Annotated in this window: 12 protein-coding genes; 3 read left to right on the top strand and 9 right to left on the bottom strand. The window is 45.1% G+C overall.

From position 1 onward, the window contains the following. Nucleotides 1–99 precede the first annotated feature (99 nt). From rnd to A1QO_RS17810, 8 genes are all read right to left on the bottom strand, one after another. On the bottom strand, nucleotides 100–1,218 hold the full coding sequence (gene rnd / locus A1QO_RS17845; protein ID WP_141707136.1) for a ribonuclease D: 1,119 nt from the start codon (nucleotides 1,216–1,218) through the stop codon (nucleotides 100–102). Between the two features lie 112 nt (nucleotides 1,219–1,330). Then, a complete protein-coding gene (fadD, locus tag A1QO_RS17840) occupies nucleotides 1,331–3,025 on the bottom strand; it encodes a long-chain-fatty-acid--CoA ligase FadD (RefSeq protein WP_017041116.1) in 1,695 nt (564 codons plus the stop codon). 100 nt (nucleotides 3,026–3,125) lie between these two features. After that, on the bottom strand, nucleotides 3,126–4,001 hold the full coding sequence (locus A1QO_RS17835; RefSeq protein ID WP_017041115.1) for an alpha/beta fold hydrolase: 876 nt from the start codon (nucleotides 3,999–4,001) through the stop codon (nucleotides 3,126–3,128). A 91-nt stretch (nucleotides 4,002–4,092) separates the two neighbouring features. Beyond that, a complete protein-coding gene (locus A1QO_RS17830) occupies nucleotides 4,093–4,707 on the bottom strand; it encodes a Slp family lipoprotein (RefSeq protein WP_347229968.1) in 615 nt (204 codons plus the stop codon). Nucleotides 4,708–4,739: 32 nt separating this feature from the next. Then, the gene (locus A1QO_RS17825) at nucleotides 4,740–5,045 is read right to left on the bottom strand and encodes a hypothetical protein (RefSeq protein WP_017033994.1); all 306 of its coding nucleotides are present in this window, start codon (nucleotides 5,043–5,045) and stop codon (nucleotides 4,740–4,742) included. A 59-nt stretch (nucleotides 5,046–5,104) separates the two neighbouring features. Then, on the bottom strand, nucleotides 5,105–5,812 hold the full coding sequence (tsaB, locus tag A1QO_RS17820; RefSeq protein WP_017041114.1) for a tRNA (adenosine(37)-N6)-threonylcarbamoyltransferase complex dimerization subunit type 1 TsaB: 708 nt from the start codon (nucleotides 5,810–5,812) through the stop codon (nucleotides 5,105–5,107). 16 nt (nucleotides 5,813–5,828) lie between these two features. After that, a complete protein-coding gene (locus tag A1QO_RS17815; protein ID WP_017041113.1) occupies nucleotides 5,829–7,787 on the bottom strand; it encodes an ATP-dependent DNA helicase in 1,959 nt (652 codons plus the stop codon). 107 nt (nucleotides 7,788–7,894) lie between these two features. Continuing rightward, entirely contained in the window at nucleotides 7,895–8,095 is a 201-nt protein-coding gene (locus A1QO_RS17810; protein WP_017033997.1) for a hypothetical protein, read from the bottom strand. A gap of 196 nt (nucleotides 8,096–8,291) precedes the next feature. Here A1QO_RS17810 and purU point away from each other — a divergent pair, with 196 nt between their 5' ends. After that, nucleotides 8,292–9,125: a formyltetrahydrofolate deformylase gene (gene purU / locus A1QO_RS17805; RefSeq protein ID WP_017033998.1), complete on the top strand. Its 834-nt coding sequence runs from the start codon at nucleotides 8,292–8,294 to the stop codon at nucleotides 9,123–9,125. 139 nt (nucleotides 9,126–9,264) lie between these two features. On the opposite strand, the gene A1QO_RS17800 is transcribed toward purU, so the two are convergent. Further along, a complete protein-coding gene (locus tag A1QO_RS17800; RefSeq protein ID WP_017041112.1) occupies nucleotides 9,265–11,277 on the bottom strand; it encodes an NADPH-dependent 2,4-dienoyl-CoA reductase in 2,013 nt (670 codons plus the stop codon). A gap of 230 nt (nucleotides 11,278–11,507) precedes the next feature. Here A1QO_RS17800 and sppA point away from each other — a divergent pair, with 230 nt between their 5' ends. Next, a complete protein-coding gene (gene sppA, locus A1QO_RS17795) occupies nucleotides 11,508–13,373 on the top strand; it encodes a signal peptide peptidase SppA (RefSeq protein WP_017034000.1) in 1,866 nt (621 codons plus the stop codon). A gap of 301 nt (nucleotides 13,374–13,674) precedes the next feature. Beyond that, entirely contained in the window at nucleotides 13,675–14,688 is a 1,014-nt protein-coding gene (gene ansA / locus A1QO_RS17790; protein ID WP_017034001.1) for an asparaginase, read from the top strand. The last annotated feature ends 46 nt before the right edge of the window (nucleotides 14,689–14,734 follow it).

Genomic DNA, 14,734 nt, shown 5'->3' with positions numbered 1-14,734 from the left:
ATCTGCTTATCTGCTTATCTGCTTATTTATTTACTTATTTATTTACTAAGTGATACTGCTTTTCGCTACATCGAGATCTGTTGATACAAACGACTTACGCTACTTAACCAATTTGTTGAGGTTTTCGCCCATCAATTCAAGTCGCCAACCTTGCATCACATCCGGTAATCTACTCGGATCCCGGTCATTTTTCCATACCCAACTCAGCAGCTGATTCAACTGCTTTTTAGACGCTAAGAATTCAGTGGCCAGCCCAGATTGAGTCGATGTTTTTTTGACTTCATCTTTTAAATGTTTAAATAGCTGCTTGTATCCGGGATGGTCCATTAAACGATCGATAGGCGCTGGATATTCATCTTCCGGTGTTTGCTGTGCTGATTTAACCATACTCACTAAACGCGCCCCATGGCGACGTACCGAGCGAAAATCGATCCCTTCTTGCTCCATCTGCTGCGTACTGGTTATTGCATCGCGGGCAACCAACAATAAGTCGGTTTCTTTAAAGACAAAGTTTAACGCCAAATCTCGTTTCTTTGCTTCTTTATAACGCCATGTGGCTAGCGGTTTTAAGATGGCAAGCTGCTTCGGTTTCAACTGCCACGCCCCTTTGATATCTCGATAAACGTTATTGCTATCAATGTCTTTAATTCGTTTGCTCACCAGATGTACAGACTCTTCTAACGCTGCATCCCACCAACCAGCATGCATGGTTTTTTCTTGAAGCTTTTCATACAGAGGGAAGAGATAAAAAACATCAGCGGCCGCGTATTCAAGCTGCTTAACACTCAATGGTCGCGCCATCCAATCCGTGCGTGACTCACTTTTATCCAATTCAACACCAATATACTCACTAACAAGACTTGCAAACCCAGTAGACAAACCATGACCCAAGAATGCCGCCATAATCTGTGTATCGACCATTGGAAAAGGCGTGCAACCAAAAGCGTTCTGGAACACCTCAAGGTCTTCACCGCAAGCGTGCAGAACTTTAAGTACAGAAGTATCTTTCAACAAGGCAACGAATGGTGACATGTCATCGAAAACCGTAGGATCGATCAGAGACAACTGCTCTCCATCGAACAACTGGATTAAGCCCAATAAAGGGTAAAAAGTTCGAACTCTCACGAACTCTGTATCAAGCATCACAACATCAGACTGCTGTGCTTGTTGGCAGACACGCTCTAAATCGGACGGTTGGGTAATGATTTGATAGTTCACAAAGTACTCGCTAATGTTTTGTAGAGGCAATAAAAATGCCGACAATAATGTCGGCATTCTAACACTATTCCCAATTAAGTTTCTGACAAGTTGTCGCCAGGGCTATGGGTTATTACGCACTTTCTCTTTGAGCTAATTGAGCATCATTTTCTTCGCGTAAAACACGGCGCAGTATTTTGCCGACGTTCGTTTTCGGTAGTTCTTCTTTAAACTCAACCAACTTAGGGACTTTATAGCCTGTCAGCTGTTCACGACAGTGAGCGATCACTTCCTCTTTGGTTAAGCTAGGATCACGCTTCACTACATAGATTTTCACTATTTCGCCTGATACTTCATGCTCTTGGCCTATCGCCGCCACTTCTAACACCTTGCCATGAGACGCGACAACATCTTCAATCTCATTTGGATAGACGTTAAAACCAGACACCAAAATCATGTCTTTCTTTCGGTCAACAATATGTAGGAAGCCTTGATTGTCGAACTTAACGATGTCGCCGGTTGATAACCAACCTTCAGCGTTAATCACCTCTTTGGTTGCTTCAGGGCGCTGCCAGTAGCCTTGCATAACCTGAGGGCCTCGAACTTGCAGCTCCCCAACGTCAGTGTTTGACAACAGTTTGCCTTCGTCGTCCACAATACGAACTTCCGTCGATGGTACTGGCAGACCAATAGAACCATTGTACTCAGTGAGATCATAAGGGTATGCTGCAACCAGTGGTGCACATTCTGTCAGGCCGTAACCTTCCAGTAAGTAACAACCGGATATCTTCTTCCATTTTTCGGCCACGACACGTTGAACCGCCATGCCGCCACCCACAGACAATCGCAAATTACTGAAATCGAGCTCATTAAAGTCTTCATTATTGACTAACGCATTGAATAATGTGTTTACGCCTGTGATCGCAGTAAATTGATATTTCTGCAGCTCTTTAATAAAGCCCGGAATATCTCGAGGATTGGTGATAAGAAGGTTGCTTCCACCAATTTCCAAAAACAGCAAACAGTTCACAGTAAGCGCAAAAATATGGTAAAGCGGTAGCGCAGTCACAACCAGTTCACGACCGTCTGCCAATACCGGGCCATACGCGCCTTTCGCCTGCATGACATTGGCAATCATATTGCGATGGGTCAAAATCGCCCCTTTGGCAACACCCGTCGTACCACCCGTGTATTGCAAGAACGCGATATCTTCACCCGACATATGAGGCTTCACGTATTGAAGTCTGCGCCCTTTGTGAAGCGCTTGACGCATAGAAATAGCACCCGGCAAATTGTATTTCGGTACCATGCCTTTTACGTACTTCACCACAAAATCAACAATGGTCCCTTTTGCGCGAGGGAGCATTTGACCCAAACTGGTCAATACCACATGCTTTACCGGTGTTTTATCGACAACCTGCTCTAAGGTATTCGCAAAGTTAGAGACGATCACGATGGCTTTTGCGTCTGCATCAATGAGCTGATGTTCGAGCTCTCGTGGGGTGTAAAGTGGGTTCACATTGACGGCAATCATCCCTGCTCTCAACACACCAAATAGCGCGACTGGATATTGAAGCAGGTTTGGCATCATCAGTGCGACACGATCGCCTTTTTTTAGCTTAAGTTCATTTTGTAGGTACGCCGAAAAAGCACGGCTACGTTCTTCAAGTTTGCGGAATGTCATCACCGAGCCCATGTTCATAAAGGCGGGTTGATCGGCAAACTTTTGCACCGACTGTTCAAACATCTCAACGAGAGATGCGTACTGATCAGGGTTAATGTTTTCTGGTACGTCTGTTGGGTAGCGTGTGAGCCAAGGTTTTTCCACGGTATTGTTCCTCATTATCGGCAAGCTGATTGACCGTTATTATTATTCGTCTATTACAGCACAGCCAAAGCACTTGAGCACGTAACACTCAAACACTTGTTTAAATTTTGTTAAGCAAACCAAATATTAGAGCGGTGACACTAGAAGGCGACTGTAAATGACAGTGATGTGCGCCATCTATGATCTCAACACTCACTTCAGTCATTGCCTCAACGTCGTCCAACAGATTCGAAATACGCGGGAAGTCCTTTAAATGGGCATATCCTTGATCCCCCAAAATAACCAATTGAGGGCAATGAATCTTCTGAATCACGGCGGCTGCATGTTCCAATGACATACGATATAACGAGTCACTTTGTAATCGGCTATCGTGTCGCCAATGCCACACTCCCTGGTGGCAAATCATTCCGCGTTCAACCACGGGTCTGATTAAGCGGCTATCAAGCCCATTTAGGGTTGCCCGACGCATGGTCATCTCTTCTAGGTTACTGGTCGTTCTTTTGGGTTTGCGTCTAAGTCTTTGTCGGCTTAGCACGCCTTGACGTAATCGTTCAACGCTTTTGTCGGCAGATTCGGCAAGAGGGCCAAAGCCTTCAATCTGAACTAATCCTGCAACGTGTTCAGGAAACGCGGCACTATAGCAACTTGCTATCAATGCACCAAGTGAATGTCCCACCAACACCAACCTGTTTGATGACAAAGTAGTCAATATCTGGTAAAGATCGTCGATGTAGTCATGAAATGGGTAAAAATTGCCCGCTCCCTTATGGCTAGAAAAACCATGCCCGGGAAGATCAATGGCGCAAAGATGCAGTCCTTGATCAAGATTTGCTAGCATAGGTAGGATAGAACTAAAACTGGCCGCGTTATCAAGCCAACCATGAACAAATACGAGGGTGGTATGCGCAGTTTCGGCGCACCCAAACTCCAAAGTGGCGATCTCTCCGTCGGCAATATTGATTGTATTGTGGCGCATAGTTAAACCCTAAACGAATAGTTAAACCCTAAACGAATAGTTAAACCCTAAACGAACAGAGTGAATCCGCTTCTATTAATTCCAATCGACGTTATCTAACTTCTTGGATCACTCTTCCGTGACGAGGAGAAAATTCCACCTGACGACAATGAAGGCCGAGGCATGAATATGGGGAAATCCTCACTTCATCAATGACGACTCTTTCTTGAATTTTCCATAAATGATGCCCAGTGACACTCATAATCGGTACGACTTGTTCAAATTCACCCACCATGATTTTTTCGTTGCTATCACTTTGCCCTAAAACGGTAATCAGCTGGCCCTTTTGATACGCCAACGGCTCTACAAAACCATCGATATATCCAACAAACCGACCGTTAGGCGCTTGATTAATATCTGGCTTTCCTGATGAGTTAATCGGTAAGTTCACCACTTCAATACGTGTTTTATTCACCAGGTTCGTGGTGCTCGCAATAACGCCGCCAAGACGTACAAACTGACCTGTTTGAGGTTCGGCATTCATCCAAACGGAGTAGTCTGAAATGACCACTTCCTCAGGAGCAGTGCTAAGAGATTCAGGCAACGTTGAGCACGCACTCAACAATAACATGGTCACAAAGATGATAACCACTCTTACTCTTGGTAACAATACAGAGAACGACACAGAGAACGAGCTTAGGAAAGATCTTGAGAATAGTAGATTCATAGTGAGCTCTTTAATGAAGAGAGAAAATAACGTTAGATATAGATATCGACACCAAGTAGCTTGGCAAGTTCATCTCGCTTGGATTGAGTCATCACTGATAAGTATTCTTGCATGGCTTTTCGACTTTGCCCCTCGGGTAAATCGTATTGAACCTGGGCGCGATGGATGTCTGATTCGTTGACATGACGAATTGAATTTGCAACGGCATTCGCGACCTGAGTAGGTTGACCCACCGATGTGGTGACTTGCCCTTTTTTTACCTCGTTTTTCTTGTTCGTCTTGTTCGTTTTAGTACTGCCCGGGACAATCGAAGGAGGCAAACCATTTATCGATACCATACTGTTCCTTTTTAAAGGCTAGCACGCTAGCCTTATCTCGGTTGTTGACTGACGAGTGTTTATTCTCTGCCCGGTAGCTTCTTCCAAGTGACTTTATCACGCAGGTAAACGGGGCTTGCATTCTCAGCGTCTACCGTATTGCCATTGTTCCATTCAATCTGAGCCAGATAAGCGATATCAACCGCTTCAGGATACAACACCACACCTTTTTCATTATCTCGCTCCAAAGGCAACGCTTGCAATGCTTCTTCATAGGCATCCCAACCCGTACCCGCTGCATGCCAAATGGCATCATCACTTTTCACCTGTTTGACCAATTCATCCGGTGCAATCACACATTCGGCATCGGTTTCTAGCCAAGTGCCGTTTTCTTGACGGCTGTATCGCCCCCAATACACTTCACTCATTCGAGCATCAATCGCACAAGCAACCTTGCTATAACCATACTTCCGGTAACTGCATTGCGCCATCGCCGCTAAGGTTGAAATACCAATCATCGGTAAATCCGCACCAAATGCTAAACCCTGTGCAATACCAATGCCAATACGTACTCCGGTAAAGCTACCTGGCCCTCTGCCGAAAGCAAGCGCATCGACATCTCCTAGGGTAAGGCCTGCTTCTTTTAATACGTCATCAACCATAGGTAAAATTTTCTTGGTATGGTCTCTAGGCGCCACTTCACTTCTTGCGAATACGCGTTCGCCAACAATAAGGGCAACAGAACAGTTTTCGGTTGCGGTATCTAAAGCAAGAATTTTCACACTCATTGATGTCTCTATCTATTTAATTAATGTCACTAGCTTTGTTATTCATATCACTAGGTGTTGGTTGGTCAAGCCCTCGTAAAAAAGCTTGAACACTGTCTAAATCCCGCGTTCTAGGAATTGGCGGTAAGCTGGCTAAAAACAGCCTGCCATACTCTTTGGTTACTAAGCGATTGTCACAGATAATCAACGCACCATGGTCTTTTTTATCTCGTATCAAACGCCCGACGCCCTGCTTCAAAGTAATAACCGCATCTGGCAGTTGGACTTGTGCAAAAGGATCGCCCCCTTTCTCGCGACAATCTTCAATACGTGCTTTTAATAATGGGTCATCAGGGGCCGTAAAGGGTAATTTGTCGATGATAACACAGCTTAATGCGTCTCCTCTAACATCTATCCCCTCCCAAAATGCCCCCGTTGCAACCAGTAATGCATTACCCAATTCCATAAATTCGGCTAACGTTTTTTGCTTGCTGGTTTCACCTTGAAGCAACACTGGCACACTTAATGTTTCTCTGAATCGTTCTCCAAGCTCTCTCATCATGCTGTGTGAGGTACACAAGAAAAAGCAGCGACCTTGATTCTCTTCAATCACAGGCCCAAGCACTTCAACCAGTTTATCGGCCATCCCTGGGCTATTGGGCTCAGGCAAGTAGCGAGGCACACAGAGCTTAGCTTGGGTTTGGTAATCGAACGGACTTGGCAAGGCCAGTTTTTGTTTAGGCTCGATGCCAAGACGCGAAGTAAAGTAACCGAAGTCTTCGTTAACCGCCAGCGTAGCCGAAGTGAAAATCCAGGCGCCCTGTTTCTGCTCAATTTGTTCTTGGAACTTATCGGCAACCGAAAGCGGCGTAATGTGCAGAGTGAAATGGCGCGGCGTGGTATCAAACCAGTAGGAGTAACCCGTTATCGACACATCACAGACGCGTTCGAGCCTTGCCTTGATGAGATTGGCACGCTCAAAGGCGGTATCGAGCAATTGGCTTCGACCTAATGCGAGTTTTAGCACTTCAATGGCAAAATCTAATGCGTCTTGTAAACGGCGTAGTTCGCGGGCAATGATTGGAGAGCCGACCGCTTCACGCCAGTTACCGCGGAAGTTCGCATCGCCAAGAACAATCCGCAGATCCATGGCAGATTGAACGAGACTGTCGCCCACTTTTTGCAGTTGTCGCATATCTTTCGCTTCTGTTCGGTAGGCGATTTCTATGTCTTTAGCCAACTCTTGAACCTGTCGGCTTGACACTGATTGACCAAAATATTGGCTTGCGATGTCAGGCAATTGGTGCGCTTCATCAAAAATGAACACTTCAGCCTCTGGGATCAGTTCTCCAAAACCTGTCTCTTTGATAGCCAAATCGGCAAGAAACAAGTGATGGTTCACCACCACAACATCTGAGTCCATCGCTCTTTTTCTGGCTTTGAGTACAAAACAGTCCGTATAGCTTGGGCACTCTTTTCCAAGGCAATTATCATTGGTTGATGTAATGGTCGGAATAATAGGGCTGTCTTCAGCGATTTCATCACAATCCCCTAAATCACCACTTTTAGTTTGCGATACCCAGCTGCGCACTTTGATTAATTGAGTGAGTAACGTCGGATCTGCGGTATTGGTGTGGCTTTCGACCATTTGACGACTCAAGCGATCTAAACAAAGATAATTTGAGCGACCTTTGAGCAGCGCCACTTGACCATAAAACCCAAGGGCTTCAACCATTAAGGGTAAGTCTCGGTGAAAGAGTTGTTCTTGAAGGTTTTTAGATCCGGTACTGATGATCACTTTCTTACCGCTGAGCAATGCGGGAACAAGATACGCAAAGGTCTTTCCCGTCCCCGTACCCGCCTCAACGACCAGTTGACTCTGCTGCGCAATTGCCTCATAGACAGCTTGTGCCATATCGAGTTGGGGTTGCCGTGGTTGAAAGCCGGGAATCGCTTTACCCAGCGCACCATCAGCAGAGAAGGTTTTTAAAATCATGTGAATAAACTGGCAAAAAGAGATGAATGGATTATGTCAGTTTTAGTGAGCCGGCGCGAATCAGATTGTGATCCTCGCCGGAGGTGTTTGCTAAATCTTAGGAGGGCTTATTTTCTATTTAGGTATCGAGAGAGCCAAGCTGGTCCATCGAATCCGTTGTCTTCATTTAACATAGCTTTGGCAGCATCAGCCGGAGACGCTTTGCTTTCCCACATTTCTGTCAAAACTGTTTCGTTGATTTCGCTATCCCCCATAAGGGCATTGACTCGTTCAACATACAATTTACGCGCTAGCAATTCTTTATCCATATACAGCACCTCTATTACTTCTAACGATAGAATCGACAACAACAAAGAATAAACCTAGCTTCTTGGCAACATCTTTTGTTGAAACATAGTCGATAATAGATTAATTATAGCAGGTATATTGAGGGTTACGTCACCGTTCACAGAACCTGAAATTAGTTTTAAGCCCAAAAAAATAATTAATGGAAGCAAACCACAAATGGAAAAAAAAACACTCCTAACCCACAGCAAAGATGCACCTGGGCTGATCTCAAAAATCACCAATATTTGTTACAAACATCAACTCAATATCATCCATAACAATGAGTTTGTAGATAACACCAGTGGGCATTTCTTTATGCGTACTGAGTTGGAAGGCTACTTTAACGATCAAACATTGCTCGCCGACCTTGACCAAGCGCTTCCTGAGGGCACAAAACGTCGTTTAGTCAGCTCTACCCGCAAGCGTATTGTTATTCTCGTGACCAAAGAATCTCACTGCTTAGGTGATATTCTAATGAAGAACTACGATGGCAGTTTAGATGTCGACATTGCGGCGGTAGTCGGTAACTACGACACCCTAAAAACGCTCACTGAACGTTTCGATATCCCTTACCATACTGTCTCTCATGAAGGTCTCAATAGAGAAGAACATGAGCAAGAGATGCTTGAAGTGATAGAAAAATATGATGCTGATTATTTAGTTCTGGCCAAATACATGCGCGTATTGACCCCTGGATTTGTGGAAAAATACCACCATAAAATCATTAATATCCACCATAGTTTCTTACCCGCGTTTATCGGTGCGAAGCCATACCAACAAGCTTACGAACGCGGTGTAAAAATCATTGGTGCCACAGCTCACTTTGTCACCAATGATTTGGATGAAGGGCCAATCATCAAACAAGATGTTATCCCGGTCGACCACAACTTTAGCGCACAAGACATGGCGCGAGCAGGTCGAGATGTAGAGAAAAATGTGCTGAGCAAAGCGCTCAACAAAGTATTAAATGATCACGTTTTCGTTTACGGAAACAAGACTGTCATTCTTTAATTTTTGACAGATTTAGCGATTGGCTGCTTTAGTGGTTGGCTACCTATTCTGCAGACAAAGACAATAGTGACAAATAGACAATAAAAATGGCGCTGTTAAGGCGCCATTTTTATTCTTAATAACGCTATCTGTTTGTTGATTACAAACGTATGGCGAGTTCCACACCCTGTTTAATCGCTCTCACCGCATCCAACTCACCGGCATGGTCAGCGCCGCCAATAACATGCAGTTTTCCTTCCATTTCAGCCCAGCGGTCTTCGAATGGGCGAACCGATTCTTGCCCGGCACAAATGACAATCTTATCGGCATCCAATATTTTGGGCTCCCCTTTTAGGGTGATATGCAATCCATCATCATCGATTTTTTGATACTGAACACCACCAAGCAAGTTGACGCCACGTTTCTCAAGCGTTCTTTTGTGAATCCAACCTGTCGTCTTTCCTGGCCCTTTGCCTACTCGGCCCTGACGTCGCTGCAACACCCAAACCGTTTTATCACTAAAAGAAGCGGGATATGGGAACAAACCGCCTGGATGGGCAATCTCTTTATCGATTCCCCAATCATGCAACCAATCTTCAAGGCTATTATCTTCTGGCTCTGTAATCATGGTCGCAATATCAATTCCAATCCCCCCTGCCCCAACAATCGCGACCTTGTTGCCAACTGGGGATTTTTCGCGAATGAGCGTTTGGTAATCGATAACCTTATCCGCGTTATCGATGCCCGAAATATTGACCTTTCTAGGTTCAACGCCGGACGCCATCACGACTTCATCATACTCCGCTAAGTCTTCAAATGTTGCGGTGGTATCAAGGAGCAAATTCACACCGGTTGAATCAATTCGATTTGCAAAGTATCGAATGGTTTCTCTGAACTCCTCTTTCCCCGGAATTTGCATCGCCAGTCTAAATTGCCCGCCAATACGATCATTTTTCTCAATCAAATCCACACTGTGTCCGCGCTCTGCAAGCGTTGTGGCGCAAGCAAGACCTGCTGGCCCAGCACCAACGACGGCAATTCTTTTTTTGGCTGTTGCTGGTTTCACCACAATTTCAGTTTCATGACACGCTCGAGGGTTCACTAAACAACTGGCTCGCTTCCCTTTAAAGACATTATCTAAACACGCTTGATTACAACCAATACAGGTGTTGATGAACTGCGCTTTATTTTGTTCCGCTTTCAATACAAACTCTGGATCGGCCAAAAATGGTCTAGCCATCGAGACCATATCCGCTTGACCTGAGCTTAAGATTCTTTCTGCATCTTCGGGCGTGTTAATTCGGTTACAAGTCACCACGGGGATATTCACGTACGGTTTTACTTTCTCAGTGACCCAAGTAAAGGCGCCTCTAGGCACTTGTGTTGCAATCGTTGGTATTCTTGTTTCATGCCAACCAATCCCTGTATTAATAATGGTTACACCCGCCTCTTCTAGCTTTTGAGCCAGCAACACCACATCCTCAAACGTGCTGCCTTGCTCAACTAAATCCAACATCGATAATCTAAAGATGATAATGAAGTCATCACCGACTGATTTTCGGATAGAGCGAACAATCTCAAGAGGAAAACGCATACGTTTTTCATAGCTCCCTCCCCACTCATCGTATCGCATATTGGTGCGCTTACAGATGAACTGGTTAATAAGGTAACCTTCGGAACCCATCACTTCGATACCATCGTAACCCGCCAATTTTGCTAGTTCCGCACTGTTGGCAAAGGCATCGATGGTTTTTTTGATCTGGCGTGGACTCATTTCACTGGGTGCAAATTTCGCGATCGGCGCTTTCATGCCAGACGCACTTTGTGCGAACGGATGCATCGCGTAACGCCCAGCATGCAAAAGTTGCAGAGCGATTTTCCCGCCATGCTTGTGTACGGCATCCGTCACAACTTTATGAGATTGAGCATGTTTGGGTTTGCTGAATTCGGCACTAAAAGGCGTTAACCGGCCACGTAAGTTTGGAGAGAATCCACCCGTAACAATAAGTCCTACACCACCTTTTGCTCGCTCTTCGTAAAAAGCAGCCAGTTTATCTAGGCCTTTTTTGTCTTCTTCTAATCCAGTGTGCATTGACCCCATAAGAACGCGGTTTCGCAGTTGAGTAAATCCAAGATCGAGAGGCTGTAGTAAATTTGAATACATGGCTGACATCACTTCATCTATTATTATTCGTGGTCCGACCACAATATTGATAGTTAGACAATAAATCAAACAACTGTTTACATTTTTGCAACACCCATCAACATCGGGTTCGTCACCGCCTCTATCCGCTAGCCTGCGTGATAACACTGTTGTTTGAAAAATTGAGATGACGTAGGATATGAAGTTGCATACACAAACACCATCATGGACGCTGTTGGGTCAACTGCAGTGAAGATTCGATGAAAAAACTATTCAAATTTATTGGAATGATTTTTAAAGGATTATGGAAACTCATCACCTTTATTCGTCTTGCATTAACTAACCTGATTTTTATCCTCAGCCTGGCCGTTATCTACTTTTTATTCACGAGTATCGAAGCACCTACACCAACGGTAAAAGAGCAATCGGCGCTTGTACTCAATCTTTCTGGCCCGATTGTCGAGCAAAGAACCTACAACAATCCAATGGATTCGTTAACCGGCTCACTCTTTGGTCAGGAACTCCCTAAAGAGAATGTCCTATTTGATATTGTTGAAACCATCAGACATGCTCAAACGGACGACCAAATCCAAGGGATCGTGTTATCGCTGCGTAATCTTCCTGAAACCAATTTAACCAAGTTGAGATACATCGCGAAAGCACTCAATGAGTTTAAAGCGTCCGGAAAACCGATTTATGCGACTGGCGAGATATACAATCAAAGCCAATACTACCTCGCAAGCTATGCGAACAAAGTGTATATGTCCCCTGATGGCGCCGTATTGTTAAAAGGTTACAGCGCTTATTCTCTTTACTACAAAACCTTGCTGGAAAAACTTGATGTTAATACGCATGTTTTCCGTGTAGGTACTTATAAATCGGCAATTGAACCCTTTGTCCGCGATGATATGTCTGATGAGGCAAAAGAGTCTGCCGCTCGTTGGCTCACTCAACTGTGGGGTGCTTACGTCGAGGACGTTGCGACCAACCGTCAGATTGATGCAAAAACACTGAACCCATCGATGGATGAATTTCTTGCACAGCTTAAATCTGTCGATGGCAATCTTGCAGAGCTTTCTCTTCAGTTAGGACTGGTCGATGAACTTGCCACCAGACAACAAATTCGCACCCAGCTCGCGGATGTCTTCGGCAGCAATGGCAAAGACAGTTACAAAGCCATGGGGTATTACGAGTACCGCAGCACAATGGCACCCCAATTTAATATCGAAGCCAATGATATTGCGGTTGTGGTTGCCAGTGGCGCGATCATGGATGGCGAACAGTCACGTAACAATGTTGGTGGTGACACCACAGCGAACCTGCTAAGACAAGCTCGCAATGATAACAAGGTCAAAGCGGTTGTTTTACGAGTAGACAGCCCTGGTGGCAGTGCGTTTGCTTCTGAGGTTATTCGTAACGAAATCGATGCATTACGTGCAGCAAACAAACCCGTGGTTGTGTCCATGTCTAGCCTTGCAGCCTCTGGCGGCTATTGGATTTCGATGAGCGCAGATAAAATCGTCGCTCAACCAACCACGTTAACCGGCTCCATTGGTATTTTTAGTGTCATCACGACCTTTGAGAAAGGGCTAAATAGCCTTGGCGTTTACAGTGATGGTATCGGCACATCTCCGTTTTCCGGAGTGGGTGTCACAACGGGTATGTCGGAAGGCGCTTCCGATGCATTTCAACTCGGTATTGAACATGGCTATAAACGTTTTGTTGGGCTAGTGAGTACTCACCGTGATCTCTCACTAGACGCACTCGAAACCATTGCTGAAGGGCGAGTGTGGACAGGTAAAGATGCAATGGCACATGGACTCGTCGATAAAATGGGGGATTTCGATGACGCCATATCACTAGCAGCAGAGTTGGCGGAACTGGAGGCTTACAACGTCTATTGGGTCGAAGAGCCTTTATCTCCAGCACAGCAATTCTTCCAAGAAATGATGAATCAGGTGTCCGTGAAGTTGAATATTGACGCTTCTACCTTGATTCCTGCTTCATGGATTCCAGACACATGGAAACCGCTGATGAACCAAGTGGCTGCCGACATGACGTTGCTGGACAGCTTTAATGATCCTAAGGGGCAATACGCCTTTTGCTTAACCTGCCAAGTTCAATAAGTGTTTCTGTCGAGTTAGATGGTAGACGCATAAGCAGATATATAAGCAGATAGCTAAACAGATAGCAGAGTGCTTAAATACATAGGCTAATAATCATTGGATTGTTAGCCTATTTTATTTTCAGACCGATCATCCGCACGACTCACTGCATTGCTCAACACCCCACTCCCTCGCCCGTTAAATAGCAGTGAAAAATAAATTCAGAACAGTAACCGATAAAATGTGCGTCAATAGATAGAATTTACCTCGAGCAAGGGTCTATAATCGCCCCCTGTTCCCAATTCACTGTACGACTTTCATCATGACAAGAAAACACATCTATATCGCCTACACTGGCGGTACCATTGGTATGCAAAAGTCTAATCACGGTTACATTCCTGTCGCTGGATTTATGGAAAAGCAATTAGCGGGAATGCCCGAATTTCACCGCCCAGAAATGCCAGAGTTCACCATTCATGAGTATGAGCCATTAATTGACTCGTCAGACATGACGCCGATGGACTGGCAACAAATCGCTAATGACATCAGTGATAATTACGATAAATACGATGGTTTTGTGATACTGCATGGAACAGATACCATGGCGTACACCGCATCAGCCTTATCGTTTATGCTCGAGAACCTAGGCAAACCCGTCATCGTTACAGGGTCGCAAATTCCCTTAGCCGAACTGCGCTCAGACGGTCAGGCCAACCTTCTTAACGCGCTGCACATTGCTGCCAACTACCCGATCAATGAAGTCACCCTTTTCTTCAATAATCAGTTAATGCGTGGAAATCGCAGTACTAAATCTCACGCCGATGGTTTTAGTGCGTTTACCTCGCCAAACATGCCGCCACTGCTTGAAGCTGGAATCAGTATTAAAGTCAGTAACGGCGTTGTTGTTGACCAAAAACCACAGGGTACCTTCAAGGTTCATAACATCACCCCACAACCTATTGGGGTCATCACCATGTACCCGGGCATTTCACACGAAGTAATCCGAAATACATTGCTTCAACCCGTGAATGCAATGATTTTGCTGACCTTCGGTGTTGGCAACGCCCCACAAAACCCGGAATTGTTAGCGCATTTAAAAGAAGCCTCTGAACGAGGTGTTATTGTGGTCAACTTGACACAATGCCTAGCAGGAAAAGTAAACATGGGTGGGTATGCGACTGGATGTGCCTTGCAAGATGCTGGTGTTATTAGTGGTTTCGATATGACTCCAGAAGCCGCTTTAGCGAAGTTACATTATTTGTTGAGCCAAGGGCTATCATACGAAGAAGTGAAAGAACAAATGCAGAAAGTGCTTCATGGTGAAATGAGTTTGTAATTCACACATCACTACTCAAAAGCAAAAGCAAAAGCAAAAGCAAAAG

This window comes from Vibrio genomosp. F10 str. ZF-129 (assembly GCF_000287055.2).
In the GTDB taxonomy this organism is placed as follows: domain Bacteria; phylum Pseudomonadota; class Gammaproteobacteria; order Enterobacterales; family Vibrionaceae; genus Vibrio.
Note: the sequence above shows the minus strand (reverse complement) of the source record. Positions and strands in the feature narration are given on the sequence as shown.